15 protein-coding genes are annotated in these 24917 nt (G+C 38.1%); 3 read left to right on the forward strand and 12 right to left on the reverse strand.

Annotated elements, in window-relative coordinates:
• Positions 1-309: 309 nt before the first annotated feature.
• From EI161_RS06910 to EI161_RS06960, 11 genes are all read right to left on the reverse strand, one after another.
• Positions 310-3507 carry a type III restriction-modification system endonuclease gene (locus EI161_RS06910; RefSeq protein ID WP_192523832.1) on the reverse strand — a complete coding sequence of 1066 codons (3198 nt, stop codon included), beginning with the start codon at positions 3505-3507 and terminating at the stop codon, positions 310-312.
• Between the two features lie 10 nt (positions 3508-3517).
• Complete coding sequence (locus EI161_RS06915; protein ID WP_192523831.1) at positions 3518-5380, reverse strand: site-specific DNA-methyltransferase; 1863 nt, start codon at positions 5378-5380, stop codon at positions 3518-3520.
• 9 nt (positions 5381-5389) lie between these two features.
• Entirely contained in the window at positions 5390-6253 is an 864-nt protein-coding gene (locus EI161_RS06920; protein WP_192523830.1) for a hypothetical protein, read from the reverse strand.
• A gap of 235 nt (positions 6254-6488) precedes the next feature.
• Complete coding sequence (locus tag EI161_RS06925) at positions 6489-7406, reverse strand: DUF4391 domain-containing protein (protein WP_225735262.1); 918 nt, start codon at positions 7404-7406, stop codon at positions 6489-6491.
• Positions 7403-10714, reverse strand: a complete 3312-nt coding sequence (locus EI161_RS06930; protein WP_192523829.1) for a helicase-related protein — start codon at positions 10712-10714, stop codon at positions 7403-7405. The genes EI161_RS06925 and EI161_RS06930 overlap by 4 nt, the downstream gene beginning before the upstream one ends.
• Positions 10715-11240: 526 nt before the next feature.
• A complete protein-coding gene (locus EI161_RS06935; RefSeq protein ID WP_192523828.1) occupies positions 11241-11663 on the reverse strand; it encodes a hypothetical protein in 423 nt (140 codons plus the stop codon).
• Entirely contained in the window at positions 11660-13825 is a 2166-nt protein-coding gene (locus EI161_RS06940; RefSeq protein WP_225735263.1) for a hypothetical protein, read from the reverse strand. Before EI161_RS06940 ends, EI161_RS06935 begins: the two co-directional genes overlap by 4 nt.
• 1 nt (position 13826) lies before the next feature.
• Positions 13827-15386 carry a site-specific integrase gene (locus EI161_RS06945; protein WP_192523827.1) on the reverse strand — a complete coding sequence of 520 codons (1560 nt, stop codon included), beginning with the start codon at positions 15384-15386 and terminating at the stop codon, positions 13827-13829.
• 5 nt (positions 15387-15391) lie between these two features.
• A complete protein-coding gene (locus tag EI161_RS06950; RefSeq protein ID WP_186473812.1) occupies positions 15392-16735 on the reverse strand; it encodes a site-specific integrase in 1344 nt (447 codons plus the stop codon).
• A gap of 149 nt (positions 16736-16884) precedes the next feature.
• The gene (ssb, locus tag EI161_RS06955; protein ID WP_192523825.1) at positions 16885-17505 is read right to left on the reverse strand and encodes a single-stranded DNA-binding protein; all 621 of its coding nucleotides are present in this window, start codon (positions 17503-17505) and stop codon (positions 16885-16887) included.
• 108 nt (positions 17506-17613) lie between these two features.
• Entirely contained in the window at positions 17614-18978 is a 1365-nt protein-coding gene (locus EI161_RS06960; protein ID WP_192523824.1) for an MFS transporter, read from the reverse strand.
• A 911-nt stretch (positions 18979-19889) separates the two neighbouring features.
• Between EI161_RS06960 and uvrA the strand changes: the two genes are divergently transcribed.
• Both uvrA and EI161_RS06970 read left to right on the forward strand, forming a co-directional pair.
• A complete protein-coding gene (gene uvrA / locus EI161_RS06965) occupies positions 19890-22796 on the forward strand; it encodes an excinuclease ABC subunit UvrA (RefSeq protein ID WP_192523823.1) in 2907 nt (968 codons plus the stop codon).
• Positions 22797-23115: 319 nt separating this feature from the next.
• Complete coding sequence (locus EI161_RS06970; protein WP_192523822.1) at positions 23116-23274, forward strand: PAAR domain-containing protein; 159 nt, start codon at positions 23116-23118, stop codon at positions 23272-23274.
• 158 nt (positions 23275-23432) lie between these two features.
• Here the strand turns inward: EI161_RS06970 and EI161_RS06975 are convergent, their stop codons facing one another.
• Positions 23433-24290 (reverse strand): M48 family metallopeptidase, encoded by an 858-nt coding sequence (locus EI161_RS06975; RefSeq protein WP_192523821.1) that lies wholly within the window; start codon positions 24288-24290, stop codon positions 23433-23435.
• A 355-nt stretch (positions 24291-24645) separates the two neighbouring features.
• Between EI161_RS06975 and EI161_RS06980 the strand changes: the two genes are divergently transcribed.
• On the forward strand, positions 24646-24917 hold a 272-nt coding region (locus EI161_RS06980; RefSeq protein ID WP_192529291.1), incomplete at its 3' end, for an IS1 family transposase.

Genomic DNA, 24917 nt, shown 5'->3' on the forward strand with positions numbered 1-24917 from the left:
AATTGTTTTATGATATTCATCCAAATTATAACTCTTTTGTAGTGCAGTGACTATATAATAATTTAAAAGTCAATTAAAAAAATATACTTATGTCAAGTAAATACAATTAAATATAAAAAAGTTTCAAATAATGCGTTTTAGCTAGAATTATCCCTGTAAATACAACTTTTAGATAGCCAATAAATACTCTATGGTTGTTCAACCTCTGCCATCAAATCCGTACAGTTGAACTTGAGATATTTTAGTTAGGTGGTCTGACGATTAAAAAACCGAAGACCATGTTAATCATGATCTTCGATTTTCATTTAATTAGCTGAAGTGTGTGGAGAAAGTATTGTAGTTATCAGCCTTTACGAATTTAGCTGGGTTTTCTAAATCTATACCATTGCTATCTTTGCTCAAAGCCTTGAAATGTTCAATACCACAATCAATCTTGGCCTTCTCAGCTGCTCTCAAATCATCAGAAAAAATGCTTGATTTGGTTTCAACCACAAAGTATAGCTGCTCACCCATCTCATCATCTTTATCAATCAGTACAGCCCAGTCAGGGTTATAACTACCTAATGGCGTATCAATCTTAAACCAAGCAGGTAGTTTAGTATAAAGTTTAACTTCTGCTGATTGCTCAAGCTTCTCAGCAAACTCAAACTCAGTATTAGAATCACAAACGATGTAATCATAAACTGACTTGTGTGCTTCAACCATATTTTTTAGATAACCTGTTAGCTCTTCTTCTTGAAACAGTTCTTGAGCATAATAATTATCATCACCAATGCGCTGATACGTGATACCATCAACAATCGCTAAACGCATTTGTTTACGAATGACTTCCGCACACTGTTGAATAAATAGCTGAGGATTCTTCTTAAATGCTTCGAGCTTATCACCTAGACCAAGTAGTATATGAATTATCGTTGAACGTGTTAGATTCGTTTGAGACTCTAAGTAGGTTACAATATCAGGAAGCTTAAAACTTACCTCTAGCACACCTTGTTTGTCTTGAACTTTATTACCCTCTAAATCTAAATCAGAGACGAGAAGTCCGGATTCAGCAATTTCAACTCTTCGTTTTTTCGACTCATATTTAACACTAGAAACAACAACGGAAGCTCTGATCTCTTTAATACACTTCTCTACAAGCTCACTAACGCTAAAATTCACTCTATAGGTGGTTTTGTACTTGATGCGATCCCAAAGGGCTTTAAAATCATCACCTAATACGACCTGCTTACCTTCTTTCTCCTTAAGCTTAGCAGTCTTTTTCTCCTCATGCTTCTTGATACTTAAACCTCTTGCAACTTTAGTTAAGGTAGCAAGAATAGCTTCGGCATACTCTGTTGCACTTTCTGGTAGAATGACTGTATTATCAGCTAAATCGATTTTCAGAGAATCTTGTATTTTACCTTTATTATTGATGTAGCCCTGATTTTCAAGATGCAGATAGATCTCTTCTGATTTTTTTGCGCCAAGAAATTCTTTACTATTATATTCATTGGATATCAAAATATTGGCGAACTGATGCTTTTCTATTACGCCAAATTTAATACCCTCTTCTTCTTCAATTTCTTTTTGGAGCGTTGCTACAAATTGCTCGTAAGACTCATTTGCCATAATTGTTAACGTGTTTACTTCAAAACCGTAAGGCACCCGTTCACCCGACTGATCTATAGCTAGACGCAAACCACGACCAATCTCCTGACGTTTTTTCATCACAGACTTAGTCTCATTTAAAGTACATATCTGAAATACATTTGGATTATCCCATCCTTCTTTTAGAGCAGAGTGACTAAAGATAAAGCGTAGCTTCTCATCCATTGAGAGTAACTTTTCTTTATCTTTCATAATGAGATTATAAGCTGATTCATCAGCAACCGTTTTACCACCTTCACCTTTTGCTGAAAGCTTAGACTCTGTAAACAACGGATTTCCTAGAGCATCTTTCTTTTTGTCTTGCGCAAAATAACCATTATGAACAGCGCTTGCCAACTCTTTGAGAGCTTGTTCATTGATAATAGGCTTTCCAGTATTATCCTTATCCCATACTGAAGGATATAAAATACGATACTTTGGCTTTCTAAGCTGTTTTATAAACTCTTCTTCAAACCAACTGGCAAACTTACCTTGTACAGGTTCACCGTCTTTAGTGTACCCACGGTAATTCGCTACTTTATCAATAAAGAATAGACTAAGAACTTTAATTCCTTTTTGGCTAAGAATTTTAGAGTGATCCATTTGATCAACTCCAGTGGTAATTTTTTGATAGAATCTCAGTTCTTTTTCTAGATGTTCTTTTACTGTTTCTGATACTTGTAGTCGTTTGTAGGTGTCTTGATCAACTTCACCAATAGCCTGATTGATTTCTATGATGTCATCGCGACTAGTAAAATCAATATACTCGCTGCCTTCCTCGCAATAAATATCGTTGATCACATAACCTTCATAAAGATCCCGTCCACCAGAAACCTCGAATAAGTCGGTGCCGGCTTTTACTGTAATAGATTTACGAGGCTGCAATTTACCTGTTTTGGTCTGAGCATCAATTTCAATTTTTGCAGTGATTGCCGACTTCTTGTTATCAACACTAAGAAGCTTAATATAGGCTTGATTATGATTGTTTTGAATATTAAGATCAAAAACTTCAATTTGTTTTACAAGCTTGCGTTCATATGCATCAATTGAGTCAAGCTTATAAAGCATATTCAAGTTTTCAGTTAACGTAGCTGAGTAGCGAAATGTACATAACGGATTTAAGCTGGCAATCGCTTTTTTACGGTTGACTGTAGAAGCTACTGATTGAGGCTCGTCAATAATTACTATCGGGTTTGTCGCTTGGATAAACTCAATTGGTTTCATGCCATTAAGTCGATCATCTGTACGGTGGATCAGGTTAGCAGTTGATTCTTTTTCAGGGTCGACAAATGATTTACTGAAAGCGTCAATATTAATGACCATAATTTGAATATAATCATTAGTAGCGAAATTCCTTACCTGATCTCGCTTTGATGAATCATAGACAAAATAATCATACTGAATATTTTTATATTCTTTTCTAAAATGCTCCTCTGTAATTTGAAGAGACTTATATACACCTTCCTTAATAGCCACCGAAGGAACAACAATAATAAACTTACTCAAGCCATAACGCTCATATAGCTCAAATACACTACGCAAATAAACGTAAGTCTTACCTGTGCCTGTCTCCATATCAATAGTAAAATCGAGGCTAGGAAGCGCTTGTTTGGTTGTTTCTGTTTGAGCCAACCCATTCAATAGCTGAACATTGCGAGTATTCTCATAAAGCTCTTCTGGTAGAAGACTAAGTGCATTAGCGACACCAATATCATTATTCTTCGCAAATAAACCTAACTGTTCATTACTGAGAGCACTACTTGCAACAGAGAAGTTTGATTGAAAGGTTTCTTGGCCTTCAAACACACCCACAACCGCGCTAATTGCATCTTTTTGATGAGAAAGGTCAGGATCAAACTTTATTTTCATTTCAGACATGACTTATCCTTTAAATACTTTTAACATCATTAATACCAGCTTGCTTTAATATCTGAATAGCGTTGGTTTTTACATTACTATCAGCAAATCCAGCATCTTTAAATACTATCTGCGTTGTCTCTGAATCCAGCTCAACTTTTAGCTTGGCAATACCTTCAACTACTTCACTTGTGATGCCATCGTCTAAACACACAATCAATGCGCCAGCACCAACAACAAAGACTTGCTTACCATTAATGACCTCTGTTTCTACTGGGACTGTAAGCTCAATACCATATTTGAGCAGAATCTCATAAAGTACATCTTCATTACTACGATTAGGCTTAATAGATTCAATTGACTGTCTCAGAATCTCCTCTAAATTTTCTGCATCAGCGTCCCATAAACAAATATTTGTTTCATCTAATCGGAAGAACTTTATACCTAATCCATTGTAAAGATTATTAGCCCTGCGAATTCTTTCTTTTGTCAACTCAGAAAGATAAAAGGGCTTATCATTTTTAGAGCAAAAATCAATAGCCTCTTTATGATTTTTATTCTCTCTAATTAGCGGTTCAGGTAATTGAACTGTAATACATCTAATTTTTGGATTAAACTGCACAGCAGCTTGGAATGTAGTCCCTGACCCAGCAAAAAAGTCTAGAACGATATCACCATCTTTACAGCCTGCTATACTCATTAAATTTTCAATTAGCTTAGTTGGCTTAGGGTTGCTAAAAGTATTTTTGATACCGTCCATCATTTCGGTTAGTTCTTCATTCCCCTGTTGATTATGTCCAAACAGCTCATGACTAAACCAATTAGTTGCACATTGCCCCTCTTCTTCTCTTTCAAATTTATAATATTTTTTTCTTGGTGCTCCTGCTCCATTTTTGGGAAAGTACATTCTTCCTTCTTCTAAATGGTTCATATAAGTTTTTTTATCACCCATCCACTCTTCGCTTAATACTACTCCATTTGGAAGAGTAATAGAATATCTTGAACCACCCTGATCACTTCCTACTTTCCATGGTTTAGATGCCCAGTCACCTAAAGGATCGTTGTCTGGATTGCTAAAAGAGCCTGTTAAGGGCATCTTTCCCACACCATAATCCTTTAAATAACTCTTATCTTTTGAGTATACTAAAATATGTTCTCCAACTAGTCCTAGCATTTTAGTTTTATCATTAGGTTGATTATGTCTTCTTCGCCAATGTACATGACCTTGCAAGTTTTCTTCACCAAATATTTCATCACAGACTAGTCTCAAATTACCAACTTCAGCATCACCTATAGAAATAAATATCACTCCATCATTTCTTAAAAGATTTTTGGCTACTCTTAATCTTGGATACATCATACTTAACCAGTTTGAGTGATACCTACCAGATAGGTCGGAATTAGTGTTTTGCCTCTTTCCTTTAGAATCTAGTTGACCAGTAAATTCTAAATAATTTTTAATATTATCTCTAAAGTTATCTTTATAAACGAAATCTTTACCAGTGTTGTATGGTGGATCTATGTAAATCATTTTTATTTTATTGTGATAAGATTTTTGTAATATCTTAAGTACTTCTAAGTTATCACCATCAATATGTATATTTTCAGCACTATTCCAATTAATGCTTTGACATTCTAGTGGTCTTAACGTTCCCGTCGTTAAAGCTTGAGCAAGACTCTTAGCATTTTCTTTTCCATACCATGTAAAATCAAACCTTCTTTCAGACATCTCATCTTTTAAACCTATAATAGACTTTAGAATATTTATATCTACCTGACCATCACGTATGACCTCAGGAAAGATATTGATTAACTTATCAATATTCTGATTCTCGACATTTAAACTTTTTGACAAAGAATCCTCTTTACCAATTATTTTGATAGAATTTTCCATAATAAGTCCTTAATATATATTCAGTAGCTGAAATAGTTGATTCTGAAGCGAGATTTTATTTGTATAGAATTCTTTATCTACTTTCCCAACTTCACATATAACTTGAATTTTAATATCTTGATGGTTTGGACCCCATACTATAAAAAATATTGGAACGTTTAGCTTGCCTTTTAATACATCCAAAACTTTGAATCTTCTCCAATCTTCTTGACTATATTTCCCTATATATTCATTACTAATAGGACTGTTTAGGTTGTGAGTTTTATACTCTAAAATAGCTTTAGGTTTATCATGCAGAAAAAGTATACCGTCAACATCACCTGGCCAAGGATTTTTCTCACCTTCTGTTTCATTAACTAAGCTGCATTCAAGATATGTTGAAGCAGATTTTAATGGTTTAGATTTTTTAAAAGAAAACCCTCTCATATCCTTCAGTAATAAACTAAAGCCCAATAGGCTTATCTTTTCATAATCTCTAAATACACTATTAGTTATATCTTCAAATAAATATAAGCATTTATCATTTCCATTAAAGCCTTGGATGCTTGTATTAGGATAACCGTAGGGTATCAATAGTAGATTTACAGGAGACCTCAAATCTTCTGAAACTGTTTTCAACAAATGCCATCTTTTATTTTGAGTATATCTATTAACTATGTCATCTATTTTCATCCCATCGCTATATATAAATTCAGCCTTTAGGAATAGAGCAGGAATTGAATTAAACTTATCCACTACAAAACCATGAATAGTAATAACATCTAATCCAAGAGAGTTACTCCTTAACCAATCGTTAGGAGACTCTCCTACAGGCGGATATTTAACTGTTTGATTAGGACATACTACTGGCAATAAACTCTTAACAAATCGCATTCGATATTTCCTAAGTTATTTCCTATTGATGTGAGCTATTAGTCTCACTTCAGCTTGAAGAGAATAGCAATCATTTTACTTTATATTTCGAGCCGCCTACTTTTCTCTCAAATTATTAACCATTTCTTGATTGTGATAATATTTTTGTCAAGTTGCTAGTTTACCAATCTTACTTATACCTTCTCTTCAGCATAGCCCATAGCGACAACTAAGCTTACATTAAAGTGAACGCATATTAATTCAACTCACTTCTTATAGTAGAAATTTCTTGCTTTATCTTTTTTGCCTCTACATTAAGATGTAACTTGATATTCATTTGCGTTTCTTTTTTTAACTTACTTCTGATACTAGCTAGTTCTGCCTCCAACCCTTCTAATTTCTGAAGTAAAGCTGTTTTATCTTCGTTACTCTTCTCAGAAAAATCCGAGCTAGCTAACTTTGTATTTTGTTCAATATTTAGTTGCGCTTCAGGCTTACGATCACTTTGAGATATTGAAGAGTTCTTTGATTTGTATATCCCAGAAATCCTACTGGCCTTTAACCCTATTAGCATTGAGATAATATCTTGATAGAGCTCAAAATAATTAAGACTTGAGACGTTCACCAAAGAGAAGTCATTAAGAAAATCGTTTTCGTTAGCACTCAGTTTTTCTGGATGCAACCAATCGCTGTTATAAATATGCTCAATGACCAGCTTGGTTTTATCAGCTTGGTTAATCCGCTTGTCAGCCAAGCTAATTGCTAAATCATCCTGCAGCTCAACCAACAAAACTACTGGATAAGGAATTAAGGTATGCAATAGCTTGGTTATATTTGTGAGTCTGTCTTTGTGCTTCTTACCAGCTTTTAGCACAACACGTATTACCGCTACTTCTAGGTATTCAACTGTATCAGTCACATACATAGAAATATTAACTGTGTCTGGCTTCAGGGTATTGCGCCATTCTATAGATTGAATAACATCCGTGACTAATTTTTTATCATGACTACTAAGCTCATTGTTATCTATAAGCATTTTTTTAGTGATGCGCGTACCGAGGAATGTAGACTCAGGAAGCTTTAAGTGGTCACATACCTTGTCTATTAAATCAACACGAACTTTAGAATGATTTTTTTCTGCAGGAGCAGCTCGAAAATCTATATATTCCATCATAGGACAACCATATAGCTTATCACTTCAAAGTCATTCACGTTTTGAGTGCTAGATGCTGATAAGACAGTTCCACCTCTATTAAATAGGCTTATGGCACCAATCTCTTCACTTTTACCAGCAATATTTTCCACTGCTTTCGCTAAAAGATTTTGATAATGTTTCATCTGTTTACCGTTTTTAGTTCTGCTAGCAAACTCTTGATAAGCTGGGCTAGACTGGCTAACCTCGGTTAGCTCTGACCCTAGCTTTTTACATAGATCAAGAATGTTCTTGGACTGGGTAAAGGAAAGTAAGACCTCTTCTTCATCAGAGACATAAACAAGATAGTAAGGTGCTAGCGAGTAGCTGTCTTCAACTTGCACTTTACCTTTGATATCTTTTAGACAGAAAATAACACCTGATTCAACCTCATCCTGTAATCCTGCAAACTGGCTTGATTCTGATTTAAATGCTTCTTTAGATATAATCACAGGAGCGAATAAACCAATTGGAGTTTGCTCTAGCAAGCTAGTATTATCTTGCTCATTATTACTAATAAATCCTGTCAAATCCATTCTAAAGTCATTGAGAGTGAGATCCGTGATCGATACACCACCAGATATTTCCTCAAGGTCTACGACGGCATTCTGAAGCTGCTCAAGCTGCTTTCTGCGATACTCAAGGTCATTCATCCCTTTATTGATTTTGGGGTCTTGCTCAATTATATTTTCTTCACCTGTTGCTGAAATATCAAGCAAGACCATTCGACCACTAACTCTAGCTTCAAGATTAATATACTCATCTAATTCCATGTTTGGCCAAAAGTTAACCAGCTGAATGACATCATTGGTTGAACCCAAACGATCAATACGTCCAAAGCGCTGAATGATACGAACTGGATTCCAATGGATATCATAGTTGATAAGATAATCACAGTCTTGAAGGTTCTGACCTTCTGAAATACAATCAGTAGCGATTAAAATATCAATCTCTTCTTCAAACTCAGGGAATACTTTGTCACGTTCTTTCGATTTAGGTGAGAAGTGAGTAAGAAGGCTGTTCAAGTCTGTTTTGAACTTCTTACCATCAGTTCCACGTAAAGTCGTCTCTGTACGTTGCCCTGTAATGATTGCTGAATGGAGACCTAGCTCTTGCTTGGCCCATGGAGAAATATTTTTATATAGGTGTTCCGCTGTATCAGCAAATGCTGTAAAAATGATTACTTTTTTATTATTCTCGTTTATCGGGTTTTTACATTTATCAGAATAATTACTTTTTAGCATCGCTAGCTTCGCATCTCGTGCTGCATCTATACTTTTGGATACACGTAAGATTTCTTGAAGAAAAACACTATCCGCTTCTAAATCTTGAGTAAATCTAATTAAATCTACATCCTGAATTCGAACCTTTGTTTTATTTCCAATTAGGTATGGGGCTAACTCTGGAGACTCAAATTCGAGGTCGTCAATTTCTTCAATTGATGGAGCCATAAACTCTTCTGTCTGCTCATTCATCAGGTTGGAGTCAAAATTCTCTATTTTTTCTAGCAACACATTCACTTGCGTCAGTAACTTTTCTAGCGTTAATGTGAACGAGTGAATTGAGCTCTCCATGCGCTTTAATAAATTAATACGGATAAGATGAATTAAGCTTTCTTCACGATCAATCTGCTTAAATACACTTTTTCCGCCCTTAACCTCTTGGTCATACCTTCGAGCGTATTCAGCTTTTTTATCTACTCTGACGTACTTTATTGGTGAGTAGAACGCTAAAGATAGCCTACGGATATTTTTATTTACTTCTTCTAAAGGTGGGAACTGATCCTTTAGGTCTATTGAAGCCTTAAGGTTGATTGGTAGCAGACGTGTAGGGAATTTCCCCATGTCTGAGGTTCCATAATACTTTTCAATATGTTTGCGAGAACGAGCAATAGTATAAATATCAAGCAACTTAAAATAATCAAAGTTCATTGAATCAAGCAAATCTTTTGAAGTACGCTCATCAGGATCTTGTTCTGCCCACTTTGAAAACCTTGTTTGAGCTTGCTTTAAAGTTCCTTCAATACTGCTAATGCCATGATCTAGCAAAGCATGGTCATTTGCTTCTGTAATAAAAGCCACTTGGTTTTTCATATCATTCAAGCGGTTATTTACTGGTGTAGCAGAAAGCATCAGTACTTTCGTTTTTACACCAGCTTGAATGATATCCTCAAGTAACCTTTGATAGCGATTACGCCCATCTTTTTTAGGATTATTATTCCTAAAATTATGCGACTCATCGATTACAACGAGGTCATAGTTACCCCAATTAATAGTTTCAAGATTTATATCTCCTGAGAACCCAGTGGTACGACTCATGTCCGTATGGTTTAGCACATCATAATTAAAACGGTCGCTTGCAAGTAAGTTACGCTTATCGTTCTGTGTATAGATCAACCAATTATCACGCAATTTTTTTGGACAGAGAACTAAGACCTTATCATTACGAAGCTCATAGTACTTAATTACAGCAAGCGCCTCGAATGTTTTACCCAAGCCTACACTATCAGCAATAATACATCCGTTAAAATGTTCCAGCTTGTTGATTGCACCTAATACGCCATCCTTTTGAAACTTATAGAGCTTATTCCAAACGATAGTATCTTTAAAACCTGTTTTGACTTTTAAAATTTTATCTTCTTGCAACTCACCAATAAAGCCTTTAAAGATACTGTATAAAGTAATGAAATAGATAAATTGCGGTGTTTGATCCGAGGTTAGCTTTGCTAATTCTGCTTGATAAAGCTCTTTAGCTTCTTTGACTTGCGCTTTGCTACTCCAAACTCGATTAAAGAAAGCAAGCAACTCTTTGGCTTGATCAGCACTAGCAAGGGTTATCATATCAAAACCCTTAGATTCAGTTAGACCCAAACCTTGACCGTTAAATTGAGCCCCGTTGATAGCAACCGATTCAGATATTGAATCTACATGTATAACATGCTGATGAACTGCACCAATCTGTTGCACCAGTCGAATTGATGCTTTTTCTTTTAACCAATGTGCAAAATCTTGAGCTATTACCTTTTGTTTTAGCTGATTACGAAACTTATTTTCTAGCGCTGTACCATTCAACGCACCAAATGGAGACTCAGTATCTGATGAGCTTAAATAATCAAACCCTTTGGCTTGAGAAAAAAGCAGTCGAGCTGAATCAACTTTATCAAGTGATTCTTTTAAATGTTCGTATGCGTATATAGAGAAGAGGCCTGTCATTACTGCAAGCTTGTCATTATCTTGAATCGAGCTAATAAGAGTATCGGATACTTTTTCTACTACGTTATCTATTAGCATATTGATTAGATACCTTTTTCTTTAAATTTAGTTTCTTATCTAGTAGCGTGTCTAGCTCAACTAGGTGAACCAAGCTGTTATTAATTACTCTAACTGACCATCAGAATCTATCCGTATATAGTTTGAACCGCCCCGGATATATTAGAGGCTATTTATTTAAGTTGGACCGCTAAAGCTTACGGTGCTGATAACCGCATCATTGAACGAATTGAAGCAATACAAAGCAGTCATACCATCCAAGTGTCAACGACTTCAGGCTACAGCACAGATATTTCGGCAAAGCGCTCTATAGAGCACGGCAGCTGATTGAGAGCTTCTTTGCCAAGCTTAAGTAGTACCGTATGATTGCTACTCGCTCTGATAAGTTAGCCAGTCATTTCTTCTGTTGTTTGGCTTAATTGATGTCACGTCCCAGTCTTCCCTAATTAGTAATTTGGTTTAGAAAACTTCTCTTTTACGCTTACTTGCTTGAATATCTACTATCGCTTGTGTTGTTCTCAATCTAAAGTTTTTTGACTATAGCAATTTAATTCTGTTTCGCTGGAAGAGGTTGATTAAGTATAGACAAATCTACATTTGGCATCATGGAAAGATTATATTGCCACCTTCGGTACTGCTCTACCCATAGCCTTTCTTTTGCTTTAAACTCTTCTTCTAAATGATGAATTTGGTTTCTTAGCTCAGCATTTTCGTTGATAAGTATATCAATAGTCACATCACCCATTGTTTCAATGACCTGTGACTTTACCTCTTTAAGCGTTTGCTTACGTCTATTAAATGCCTGTTTGACCTCAGGGTAGCCCATTAGAGTAAACTTAGAGACAGAATCTTTCCCTAAAGCAGAAGCAACTCGGACAGCGAACTTATCCCATGTCAGCTTGCCTGACCATTTCTTCAATATGTCTTCAACTAAATCCAATTCCTTTTCGCTTATAAGTTTTGGCTTCATAACCCACCCTCTAAAATCGCTAGAAAGTTAGACTCTGTTGTGAGAGTAATCTTTTCACTCAAGGTTGAGTTATCTGTGACCTCTGTAGAATATCCAAGCTCGTTTAGTGCTATTCGCGTTAAGCTCACATCTAGAGCTTCTGGAACACGGATAATAAGCCCTTCAGGATAGTCATCATTATCTAAATATGTTAACAGAGTCTTAATTATTGCAAGTTTTTTACTTTGATAAATGACCCAGCTACTAGCACCTGAATAGTCGTTATTATCAGCTTCTACTGCTCTATTAAGCTCATGTTTGACAACCTGCTCTAATTCTAATAATCGCTCTTTTGTATTCGGCATACCTTTAATGCAAGAGTGCTCTTTACACGTTACACATTCACCTGCTTTTGAACATGGTGACATAGTCCAATCATGCTCGCAGTATCCAAACCCAGAAGCTTGAACTACACCATATCGATCTTTATGACCTAGCATTTCAAAAGTAATAGGTACATTAACCTTTACAGCTTGTAGAGCTTTAGTCCCGTCGTGAGCCTCTAGGCCAAGACTAATTAGTTTTCTTGACTCCTTTGCCAATTCCTCCATAGGACGTAAATCATAAGCTCTGTTGTCTTGAATACGGCTACGTCCTGCAAACATTGCTAAGTCTAATGACTCCATCTCGCCACGTTCAGCCATTGTAGACAACCACACTCGAATTTGATGCGAAGTAATTACTAAGTTGTCTCCGTTTTGTTCCTTTAATCCCACAGATGTAAACAAAGACTGAACTATTGTGCCATTTTTTCTTTTATGAATACTGCCTAAAGCAACATTTAGTTGATTTATAGTAGGAGCAGTAAAACTATAGCCTTTAGATTGAAACTCGCTATGAAGCTCGTTGTCTCTAACAAGGCATAACATGTCTGATACAGGCTTATTAATTTCTGAAAGATTAGGAAACTTAGGAAAAGACTTTTTATAATTTCCCACAGTATAAGCAGCTAAATCTCGATAGGTAATACAGTCCTTTGTTTCAAAAAGATTTTGAATCCACTTTTGCTTGTAGTAATTCAAGAAAGCACTTCTTTCTATAGATTCAGCAGAATCATTCGGTATATTGTCCTGTGAAAGCCCCATAGCCGCTGCAAACTCTAGAATAGTCAGTGGAGCATCTTCGCGATGATCTCCTGCGGTAATGCAGCCATCATGTCGATAGAACTCATTAGGATGCTTGATTGACCACTGTGCAGCTCTTCTAGCAGGCTCTCCAATGTCAATTAGCCTTTGCACCGCCTCTCTCACCGTTGGCTCAATTAGAGGGTGTACAGGCTTCGGTATAAATCCACCACCTTTAGCAGCGACCCAACGAATATTTAAAATAGTATGCTCTTCTTTGACGACTTTACCCGAAGCATCAACCACCTCCTTAAATGCTGTTGTTTCAAATAAACAATCTGTAGTCAGAAAATGTAGCTCTCCACCTCTGCTTGGAGCAGCCATCAATAATACAGCTTGAGATGAATAAAATTGCTCATAAGGCGTTCTAGCTAACCGAAAAGCATCAGCTAAACAACTAATCTGGTGACTAGTTAATAATCTATTTTCTTGCCAAGCTCTATCTTCGTGAGAAGTTCCTGTAGCCTTTTCATTTGGTCGTTTCCAAGGGTTTTTCCATATTGGTATCGTTAAGTTTATTTTATACTCTTGAATATCACTCAATAAACTTTCAAGCACTTGACCAGCACGATATAATGTACCTGAAGATAGACGATTTTCTAAGCTCTCAGTAGTTTTTCGTAGTGTTATACCATTGAAATCAAGAATATCAGCGCTTTCATTAGTTTCGACTAGCATTTCATAAACAGTTTTCAGCACAACCATATAATTTGCAGGATTTCTTTCTTTCCATGTTTGCAAGTCTCTCATGTATGCTTTCGCAAAATCTCTAAAAGGTTGTAGCATTAACTCCCCAGTCTTATTACATTGAGATTTTAGTCCAGTAAAATGCATAGATGAGCTACTACCATTTTTATATATAACCTTCCAGTTGTCGCTATTGAAGCCACCTTGATCCTCATAAATACTCAAGTTACTCTTGGCTCTCTCAATAAAATCAAGAAGGTTTTTTTTGCACTCAACTTCATGCTTTGGCGTAAAAGGTATAACCTGTGTCATATCAAAGCACCTCCTCTAGCTTGATTTTATCGCATGCATTCATAATAGCTTTGACATGGGCTAGTTGAAGATTAAACGATTGTAAAATCAAATCGCTAGCTCCCATAGCTTGCTTATGTTCAATTTCTTCCATTAGATCCAGTAACACATCTTCCCAAGGAGCGTCTAATAATGGTTGAAACTGACTGCATAAAAGACAGGCTTTCAAGCCACTGTTACAGGCAGGAGAGCCTCCACAGTTACCTACCTGATTGTTTGAAGATTGGAAGACACGGCTATTAGGATCATTACCTCTTAATGCTTGAGCTTCGGAATAAATAAGACGCCCTTCAAATTTTGCAGATAACAACTCCATTGCATCATTCATCTTGTCAAAAATTCTCAGTGCTAACTCACCTGTATGCTGAGTATATACACTCAGTTGCTGAGTATCTGAATGATCAAGCAAGTAGGCTAGCTGTACACCTGTAATACCATTCCTAACAAGATTGGTCGCTCTAGTTCGCCTACATCTTATAGGTGTAAAGTGAATGTAGTCGCCTGTACGCTCAGAAATAGCATCACATTTACGGGATATTCGTCTATCCATATAATGAACGTCAATTGCAGATAGATGTAAGTAATCAGGAGTATTTACAATAACGTCTTTATAGTCGCTTACTTTCATTTCTCGCAATGAATCGCGATTCAAAAAAATAGGTAACTGTTCAATATCGTTATCGTCAAGTCTAGGCAATTTAGAAGAAACAAAGGATTTAACCTCATTAACTTGATTTACTACAATCAAATATAAGTCTTCAGTAATAGTTAAAGACCTGCATTCAGAACGGAATTTACCACCTCTTTGTTTCGCTCTTGGGATATTAATAGAATATATATTTCTATTATTGACCACTTTATGAGTAACGTCACATATTCTTAACGCTCTGATTTGGCTTGGTCTTCTAGCTGTTGCATATATAAAATAGAGCCATGTAAACTCCTCTAAAGACAAGATTTTCTCTTGAAAAGCGTTACCCGCCCATATTAATAATGATTGCTGTTCAGTGAGCGTATAAGCGCCCGTATGAGGACATTGATGTAAAACAGCTTTACCTTTTACATTTCCCTTTAAGACTAGCCGATCAAGTGTATCTGATATATCACTATTAACCCCTGGATGTTTCCACTCAACCCAATTTCTCAGTAATGAGCGAATCGTTCCCAACTTATACTCATTTTCAGAGTCTAAAGTTGATTTATACTTCAAAATTAGCTCTGAGCTAATTTTGCCACCTGTGTAGATGTTGGGATCTAACAAATATTGCTTGAAATAATGCCAACAATTTTGAGTATGCTTTGCGGAGACCTCTTCAGCCATCCGTGCAGTAGTAAGCTTAAATCCTTGTAGAACACTACCTGAAACATTTCCTACATTACCCCAATTAATACTGTACGAATTATCCAGTTTCCAAACAACATCTTGAAAATTTGATTCATAGCCTGATTTAGATCTAATAATAAAGGAGTCTGACCTCTCAAGATCTTCTACATAATTATTTAATACTTCAGCGGTGTTCATCTCAGTTAATCATCCTTAGGGTTAATAAGAAAATCCATCTTTTGCATTTCTTGCAATAATAGTGATTCAGCCTGTTTTTTAGTATGCCTCAAGTTGTAAATACTCGAAGAACTTTCATTTTTATGACCCATAAGATACATTCTATTTTCAAGTTCTTTCTTTTCTGAGATGACATCATGTAACCGCCCTTCTTCTCTTGCCTTCTCATTGTTCTTATCAATACTAATCGATAGCCGATTGTTAAAATCATGCCTAAAACCATGCCTAGTTATTCTCTTTGCACCTTTAAATCCATACTTTTTGATGAAGTCAGCTAAATTTTCATCCTCTGCAACTTTTTCAACAATTTTTGAAAACTGTATAAGAGAAATAGGATTTCCAGAACTTGTCCCTTTATGAGATACGAATAAGAAACTATGCTTATTTGCATTACTAATAAGCGGACGTTCTTGAATAACGTATGATCTAATCTCTTCAGATAGTTCAGATGTTATAGGGATATCGCGCTCAAGAGTTTTAGCATTAGGCTCAATTGACCTATAAGTATCCTCAAGGTCATCATGTCTACGACGAATTTCGATTAGGTCTTGAGAGAACTTAATATCAGTTATTTTTAGCTGAAGGATCTCTCCACTTCTCAGACCAGTTTCATACAGCAATCTGAATAAGAGGTAGTTCCGATTTTTGACTAACTCGGTAAAAGGATTCTTGTGGTTGAGTGGCCTTACCAATTCCATAACCTCAAAAAACACTTCTGGAGGTGGGGCTTTAGCATCAGGATCAAACGTTGTTCTACGACTACCACCTTTAGGCTTTTTACTTAAAAGCCACTCTTTAGTTTCTTTAATGATTGCAACATAGCTTGAGAAACTTTTTTTGCTCCTGAGAAGATTATTTGCTAAGAACTCGAAATATTCAGCAACCACTTTAATTCTTTGATTTTGTTGGGCAACGGATACAGTTGCTAATGGTGCTTTAGATGTAGGCTTCTTGAATTGAATTACCTTATTATTCGAATCATTTAGCTTTCGAGCAGTCTTTGTTTGAAGCTTACAATGCTCAGCAATTGATTGAACTTCAGAATGTGAGAAAAACTGAATATTATTACTATTTTTATTTTTTGATGCTGTAATTATCCTATCAGACAAACGAACTTTTATTTTCGCTTCCCAAAGACTGAAATGGTACAAGTGATTAATATAGGCTCTTTGAGTTGAGTGTGTATAAGATCGTACAACAGTAGTCATGAACAACGTTATCCAAAAGTCGGGAATACCATTCTCATCAACAAGAAGAGAAAACCTTTCACCACTTGTCTCAATAAACTCTTTTCTCTTTAAGACTAACATCAGGCTACTACTCTAAGTAAATACAATAAATAATATTATACAAAGTTATCAAATCCAAATACAATATATTTTTGATATAAAAATAGCTCAATGATATTATTATCAATGAGCTACATAGTTATAAATACAACATCTTGTTATTGTATAAGTTAAAACGGAATATCATCATCTACAGGACCATCAGGCATCGCTGTTGGCTTTGACTGTGCTGGTGCTTGAGCTGGCTTATTAAATTGATTCTGCTGCGCTGGTGCACCTTGGTTGTTAAAACCGTTTTGCCCACCTTGTTGCGCCATACCACCAGCTTGATTATAGCCACCCTGCTGATTGTTTGCTTGCTGACCAGAGTTATTTTGACCACCCTGATTGCCATAGCCTTGGTTTTGACCACCTTGGTTATTATTCCCAAAACCACCACCATCATTACTACCACCAGATGCGCCATCTAGCATTTGCATTTGCTCAGCACGAATCTCGGTAATATAACGATCTTGTCCATTGGGATCTTGATATTTACGGGTGCGCAGGCTACCTTCGATATAGACTTTGCTGCCTTTACGCAGATACTGTGCAGCGATTTCACCTAAACGATTAAACAATGAAATACGATGCCATTCAGTTGCTTCTCTTTTTTCGCCGCTCTGCTTGTCTGTCCACTGTTCTGATGTCGCAACCGAAATATTGGTTACGCTGCCACCGTTACTAAATTGACGTGCCTCAGGGTCTGCACCGAGGTTACCGATGATGATAACTTTATTAACACCGCGCATAATACCGTCCTTTTACTTATGAATAATTTAATTACGAGCTTTAATCGAGTATTTAATATGACACATTGATTCTAGCAGTAATATGGTTTTACTTTAACTATTTTTTTTCTAAATATCTAGAGGGCTTTGTGCCAGATGCGACAGCTCTTGTCGCGACACATCAGTCAACTGCGTTTTATCTAATTTTAAATAAGCCACTTGTTCTTTTGCCATGACCACCAATTCATCGACGCCTTCTACTGCCAGCATCTGCCGTGACCAGTCCTGTATATTGATGTTTTTAGGAATCGTCACAGTAGTACTTGATAAATACGGTGGATCGGCAATCGGAATAATAAGCAGCAGGGCGATACCCATGATGACAGCCAATATGCCCCACGCCAGCAGGTTTGGCTGCGTTAATAATAAACCACCCATTGCCCCGCCGACAAATGCGCCAAAGAATTGGCTCGATGAATTCAGTCCCATGGCGGTGGCTTTATTGGCGACTGGCGCGCGTTTAGATATCCATGATGGAATCGTTGCCTCAAGTAAGTTAAAGCCCATAAAGTACAGCAGTAAGCCTAATATAATGCCGACGCCGACCTGACTACCTAACGCCAACAATGCTAAGGCAGCGGTCATCAAGGCAATCGCTCCTAAGAAAACTTGGCGCATTTTACGTTTCTTTTCAGCGATGATAATAAAGGGTATCGCCACGGCAAAGCCAATAAACAACAGTGGTAAATACACCAAACCTTGCTGGCGTACTGACAATCCCATCACTTCATTGAGCTGATGCGGCAAAATGACAAATATCGCGGTCATGGTCAAATGTAGGGCAAAGATACCGATGTGCAAACGGTTTAAGTCACCAATTTTTAGCACGCTAGCCAATTGCTGGCCAATCGACTTATTATCTAGATTATGCTTGAGTACTCGTAGCGGTGTGGGTACGACCAGTAATAATAACATGGCCAAAACGGCAAAACCTGAGGTCAGCCAAAACAGCCCAGAGATACCCAGTGAACCAACCAATAAAGGTCCAAAGGCAAAAGCAAGCATGATCGAGGTGGCAATGGTTAAGCCCATCGTCGCCATCGCTTTGGTGCGCATCTCTTCGCGCGTGACATCGGCTAGTAAGGCCATTAATACCGCAGAGACTGCGCCACTGCCTGCCAGCGCCCGACCAATGATGACCTCATAAATATCCGTCGCATTGGCAGCGATGATACCGCCAACGGCAAATAAGATAAGCCCTAAGAATATAATCGGTTTACGCGGAAATTTATCGGCTGCTAGGCTCATTGGTATCTGAAAGATAGCCTGCCCTAGCCCATAAATACCGACCGCCAAACCAATCAGAAACGGCGTCGCATGCGCATAATTAGCACCATACACAGAAAACACTGGCACAATCATAAACAAACCAATCATCCGCAAGGCAAAAATACCACCTACCCCGAGGATTGCCCGTTTTTCTACGCTATTCATACTTGCCTCACTGGTTCATCATTACTGTTTATCACTGTTGCAATATTTATTTATAGTCGATACGCTTCAAAAGTGTTATAGCGCTACTGGGATGAATTTTGCGCAGCCTCTGTCGGCGTAGGCACAGCACGCAAGTAAAATTCATCCCAGTAGCGTATTTAAACTTATATAACATTTTTATTTCAGCTGACTATATCATTACTGCTCTGTTTGGATCATTACGGCGCTATCGAAGCTTCAGCCTACAATTAAGCCCCCTAGTATAAGACATTCGCCGTTTGCTTGCCGAAACTTTTATCTTACTGCTTCAGCGTCATATCTGACACCAGCTCACGCTACCGGCTTTAGCCAATAATTTTGTTACCAAGTGCATCTTCTGCAGCATTGTACCTTGAATAATGCCGCTATCATGACAATAAAGTAAAGCGTTGCACAGGTTATTGACTTAAAAATCTTAAGATAAAGTTATTTTATAGAATGGTGTTTATAAGATGACAGAAATTAGCTCAAGCTATAACCAGCCACTCATATTAGTGAACCCCTTAGATTAGATTATCTTTACCAATTTCAAGTATTAAACCTAATATTTCATATAAACCGTTATTAATATTGCTGTGTGAAAATACTTTATGAAAACGGCACATTTTTTATAAAGCAATATTAATTTAAAAAACAGCTATTTTAATGATCAGCTATCTTTTGTAGCCAAACCTCAGTCTAAAACAAAGCTTTAGTCAATATTTATCAACCTTTTAAATTTCAAACATTTGGTTTTATAGTCTATTCAAAATAACTTGGATACAAAGAAGACGAGTAAAAGTACTACTAGTAGATTAATCGAGGCTGACACCGTATCCGCTTTATATAGAATTTGACTATATACACTTTATCAAATAGGAAACCTATCACCGATGGCACACGACCATATTGCAATACGCGGCGCACGTACACACAATCTAAAAAACATCGACTTAGATATTCCACGAGATAAATTTGTGGTGATTACGGGTTTATCAGGCTCTGGTAAATCCTCATTGGCATTTGATACGCTTTACGCAGAAGGGCAACGTCGTTATGTCGAGAGCTTGTCGGCATACGCACGCCAATTCCTCTCACAGATGGAGAAGCCTGACGTCGATAGTATCGAGGGTTTATCGCCAGCGATTGCTATCGAGCAAAAATCGACCAACCATAACCCGCGTTCAACCGTCGGTACGATTACCGAGATTTATGACTATCTGCGTCTGCTCTATGCGCGTATCGGTACGCCCTATTGCCCAGAGCACGGCGAGCCAATGGTAGCGCAGTCGGTCACCGAAATGGTCGATCAAGTTATGGCGTTGCCAGATGACACCAAGCTTATGATTTTAGCGCCGGTCATTCGTGAGCGTAAAGGCGAGCACACGGTATTGCTTGAGCAATTGATTGGCCAAGGGTTTGTGCGTGTGCGCGTCGATGGTGATGTTTATGATACCGACGAGCTACCGACACTCGATAAAAAGAAAAAGCATACCATCGAAGTAGTAGTCGATCGCTTTAAAGTCCGTGATGACTTGGGCAATCGCGTTGCAGAAAGTTTAGAAACTGCCCTACGTTTAGGTCAGGGTCTGGTCACGCTACACTTCATGGACGGCAATCCAAAAGAAGGCGGCGATGCCAATCAAGTGATGTCAGCGAAGCACTCATGCCCCGTCTGTGATCGCGCGGTCTCTGAGCTTGAGCCACGTATGTTTAGTTTTAACAATCCATATGGTGCTTGCCCAAGTTGTGATGGTCTCGGTAAACGTCAGTATTTTTCTGCTGAAAAGCTGATTACTCATCATGAAAAATCGCTCAATCAAGGAGCGATTAATGGCTGGGATAAGCGTCATGCGTATTACTTCGGTTTGCTCTCTACTGTTTGTAATCATTTTAAAATCGATATGGATGCACCGTGGCAAGAGCTGCCAAAAACGCAGCAAGATATCATCATGCATGGTTCTGGTAAAGAAAAACTGAGCTTTAACTTTACTGATGAGCGCGGCCGTAAAACCAATAAAACCGTGCCATTTGAAGGGGTGCTACCGTACTTAGAACGCCGTTATGCCAAGACTCAAAGCAACCTTGTCCGTGACGAGCTGGCGAAATATCTGGCGGATACCACTTGTAACGTCTGTGATGGCGCGCGTCTGAATGAAATCTCGCGCAATGTCCGTGTTGACAACCAAACCATCGCTGAAATCGTTAAGCTGTCTATCGGTGATGCGGCTGATTATTATCAAACTCTTAAAATCGGTGGTCATAAAGGTGAAGTGGCTGAAAAAATCTTCAAAGAGATTAATGAGCGTCTAAATTTCTTGGTCAGTGTTGGTCTTGACTACCTTAATCTTGCTCGCTCTGCTGAAACCTTGTCAGGCGGTGAAGCGCAGCGTATTCGTCTTGCCAGCCAAATTGGCGCTGGTCTCATGGGCGTGATGTATGTGCTTGATGAACCATCGATTGGCCTGCATCAGCGCGACAATGATCGCTTGCTAAAAACTCTCACGCGCTTACGTGATTTGGGCAATACCGTGCTGGTTGTGGAACACGATGAAGACGCCATTCGCCAAGCGGATCACGTCATCGATATCGGTGTCGGCGCGGGTGTGCATGGTGGCCACGTCATCGCCCAAGGCACGGTCGATGAGATTATGGCAACTAAAGGGTCGCTCACCGGACAATATATGTCTGGTAAGAAAAAAATCGAGATTCCAACCATTCGCCATAAAGCCAAAACCATCGATATGGAAGTCAAAGGTAAAGCTAAGCCCAAACAAGTACCAATGTCGATTGAGCTAAAAGGCGCGTCAGGTAACAACCTAAAAGATGTGGATTTGAGCTTACCGGTCGGTATCATGACTTGTATCACTGGTGTTTCTGGCTCTGGTAAATCAACTTTGATTAACCGTACCTTGATGCCTATCGCTGCTACGCAATTGAATAACGCCTCAACGCTTATTGCCGATAAACATGACAGCATCAGCGGTCTGGAGCATTTGGATAAAATGGTCGATATCGATCAAAGCCCGATTGGTCGTACACCGCGCTCAAACCCAGCGACTTATACGGGCGTGTTTACACCAGTGCGTGAAATGTTTGCACAGACGCAAGAAGCACGTGCCCGTGGTTATAAACCTGGTCGCTTTAGCTTTAACGTTAAAGGCGGTCGCTGTGAGATGTGCCAAGGTGATGGCCTGATCAAAGTTGAGATGCACTTTTTGCCCGACATGTATGTGCCGTGTGATACTTGTGAAGGCAAGCGCTATAACCGCGAGACTTTAGAGATTCACTATAAAGGCAAGAGCATTGCTGACGTACTCGATATGACCGTAGAAGATGCCACAGAGTTCTTCTCAGCTATCCCAGCGATTTATCGTCGTTTGCAAGCATTGATGGATGTTGGTCTTGGCTATATCCGCTTGGGTCAGTCTGCACCAACGTTATCAGGTGGTGAAGCGCAGCGGGTGAAACTGGCGCGTGAGCTTGCCAAACGTGATACTGGACAGACGCTGTATATCTTAGATGAGCCGACCACTGGTTTGCATTTCCATGATATCAATAAGCTGCTTAATATCCTGCATGCGCTACGCGATAAAGGTAATACCATCGTAGTCATTGAGCATAATCTTGACGTTATAAAAACTGCCGACTGGGTGATTGATTTAGGTCCTGAAGGCGGTAAAGGTGGTGGCATGATTATCGCTGAAGGCACACCTGAGGAAGTCGCGGAAGTCAAAGGCTCATATACGGGTGAGTTCTTGAAACCGATGCTTAAGCAAGCGATGAAAGAAGTGAGTTAATACAAATTAGTGAATAATTGATAAAAGGCTACTCTTTAAGGAGTGGCCTTTTTTGTTGGGTTGAGTTTGGTTGTTGTAGCCAATCCCGCTTTTGTCATTATTTACTGTAGACGTAAGATGCACTTCATCCTTTAAGGGAGAAATATTTTTTAATACTTGTTGTACGAGACGAACTCTATTCATTTAAATGATCACTTCCGATACGTGACCAAAAATTCAACTGATATTTGTTGACTTTTATGCTTAACTAAGTTTAATTTCTTAATAATAAACCTTGTTTGCAAACAAGGTTTTAGAATAATAATTTTAGGACAGTATTATGGCAGCTTATATCACAGTGGGCGCAACCACCACTCTTGGTGGCAAAGTAATCACTGGTTCACCATATACCACGCATAATGGTGTTCAAGTCTCGCGTAAAGGCGATAAGGTCATTTGTAAGAAGTGCAAAAAGCTCACTACTATTCTCAATCAATAAGACTATCTTTCTTTAACAATAATCTACCTTATATTAATAATGGTTGACGTAAGATAAAATTAAACCAACCGCCTTTAAATATTTCTTCGCAAAAAAAAGGTAAGTCGTTTGACTTACCTTTTTTGTTAGTATTTACTGATTTAATAGCATTTACTGAATTATTTACGTTTAATGGTTCTAGTAGTAGTGGCGTTAGTATTTGCATTAGTGGTTGCGTTAGTAGGCGCTTTAGCAGCCGTTTGATAAACTGGCATAACTTCAGGTAAGAGTGCCTGAATTTTAGCGATACGCTGCCCAGAGTTTGGATGCGTAGACATCAAAGTGACTATGGCGTTGCTACGACCGTTTGCAGCCTCCATTTTTTCCCACACTGAAACTGCAGACTCTGGATTGTAGCCTGCCTGCGCCATCAGACGTAAACCACCAGCATCGGCTTGTGATTCTTGACTACGAGAAAATGGCTTATCAAGTCCGTAGTCACTAATCAAACCCAACGCCTCATCATTTAACCCTGTTTTTGCCTGTAGTTGCGCACCACCTAACTGCAGCGCTAAGCCAGTCAGAACTTTTTGTCCAGCATCTTTTTTACTGTGCTCAGATAACGCATGGGTCATTTCGTGTCCCATAATTGCAGCGATTTCTGCATCTGTTAACTTTAACTTTTCTACAATACCGGTATAAAAAGCCATTTTACCACCAGGCATTGCCCAAGCATTTAATTCAGGTGAACGTATAACAGTGACCTGCCAATCAAAAGGGACGCCTGTTGTATTAGCGCTAACGGCGTAGGGCTTCATACGATTAAAGACTCTTTTAACTCGAATGGCGGTGGCAGACGCATTATCTACTGCGCCTTGACTATTCGCGGTAGAAACCACTTGAGAGTAACTTTTAGCTGCATCGGTATTTAATGTAGCAGTATCATAGCCTGCAAAATCGGCTACAGTAGTACAACCCGCCAAAGTAGTAATGGTAGTCAGCAATAAAGCATTTTTTATTTTATTAACAGTTTTCATTAAACGTCCTAGTTGAGAAATACAGTCAAGTTAAATGGCTAAATTAGAGGTTATGAAGTTATAAGTTTAGAACGTTACTATCTAAATTTATATCTTGTACGACCCTGATTGATAGCAATATATATAATTGAGGATGTAACTGAAATGTAAGTAATGTTTCTGAATCGCCGAAAGAGATTATCATAGCGAAAAATAAAAGTCTATCATTTAAATAAACTATAGTTCGTTTTTCTAGAATCATAATCTTTACTTAACTCACATTTGAAGCATACAACTTTATTTGGTGGTGTGTCAGAAAGTATGCTGAAGAAATAAAGGAGGGTGACAGCCAAAGCAAGATGATATATTTGAGGTTATGAAGACACAAATAGATATCAGCTGCCCCGACTGTCACAGTCCCAGTTTAAAGAAAAATGGCAAAAAAAGCTATGGCAAGCAGAATTATCAATGTAAGGACTGCAAACGTCAGTTTATTGGCGACCATGCATTAACTTATAACGGCTGTCACTCTAAAGTGGAAGAGCTTATACGGCTCATGACAGTTAGAGGCTGCGGTGTTAGAGACATAGCTGTTATAGCCTCAGTCAGTATCGGTAAAGTATTGAGCACCATAGGCTCATCTGTTTA

Origin of the sequence: Psychrobacter sp. FME5, from assembly GCF_014861375.1 — a bacterium.
Classification (GTDB): domain Bacteria; phylum Pseudomonadota; class Gammaproteobacteria; order Pseudomonadales; family Moraxellaceae; genus Psychrobacter.

Excerpts from the sequence above, each read along its gene's own strand:
- EI161_RS06910 (WP_192523832.1), bottom strand. The coding sequence starts at position 3,507 with ATGTCTGAAATGAAAATAAAGTTTGATCCTGACCTTTCTCATCAAAAA.
- EI161_RS06915 (WP_192523831.1), bottom strand. The coding sequence starts at position 5,380 with ATGGAAAATTCTATCAAAATAATTGGTAAAGAGGATTCTTTGTCAAAA.
- EI161_RS06920 (WP_192523830.1), bottom strand. The coding sequence starts at position 6,253 with ATGCGATTTGTTAAGAGTTTATTGCCAGTAGTATGTCCTAATCAAACA.
- EI161_RS06925 (WP_225735262.1), bottom strand. The coding sequence starts at position 7,406 with ATGATGGAATATATAGATTTTCGAGCTGCTCCTGCAGAAAAAAATCAT.
- EI161_RS06930 (WP_192523829.1), bottom strand. The coding sequence starts at position 10,714 with ATGCTAATAGATAACGTAGTAGAAAAAGTATCCGATACTCTTATTAGC.
- EI161_RS06935 (WP_192523828.1), bottom strand. The coding sequence starts at position 11,663 with ATGAAGCCAAAACTTATAAGCGAAAAGGAATTGGATTTAGTTGAAGAC.
- EI161_RS06940 (WP_225735263.1), bottom strand. The coding sequence starts at position 13,825 with ATGACACAGGTTATACCTTTTACGCCAAAGCATGAAGTTGAGTGCAAA.
- EI161_RS06945 (WP_192523827.1), bottom strand. The coding sequence starts at position 15,386 with ATGAACACCGCTGAAGTATTAAATAATTATGTAGAAGATCTTGAGAGG.
- EI161_RS06950 (WP_186473812.1), bottom strand. The coding sequence starts at position 16,735 with ATGTTAGTCTTAAAGAGAAAAGAGTTTATTGAGACAAGTGGTGAAAGG.
- ssb (WP_192523825.1), bottom strand. The coding sequence starts at position 17,505 with ATGCGCGGTGTTAATAAAGTTATCATCATCGGTAACCTCGGTGCAGAC.
- EI161_RS06960 (WP_192523824.1), bottom strand. The coding sequence starts at position 18,978 with ATGAATAGCGTAGAAAAACGGGCAATCCTCGGGGTAGGTGGTATTTTT.
- uvrA (WP_192523823.1), top strand. The coding sequence starts at position 19,890 with ATGGCACACGACCATATTGCAATACGCGGCGCACGTACACACAATCTA.
- EI161_RS06970 (WP_192523822.1), top strand. The coding sequence starts at position 23,116 with ATGGCAGCTTATATCACAGTGGGCGCAACCACCACTCTTGGTGGCAAA.
- EI161_RS06975 (WP_192523821.1), bottom strand. The coding sequence starts at position 24,290 with ATGAAAACTGTTAATAAAATAAAAAATGCTTTATTGCTGACTACCATT.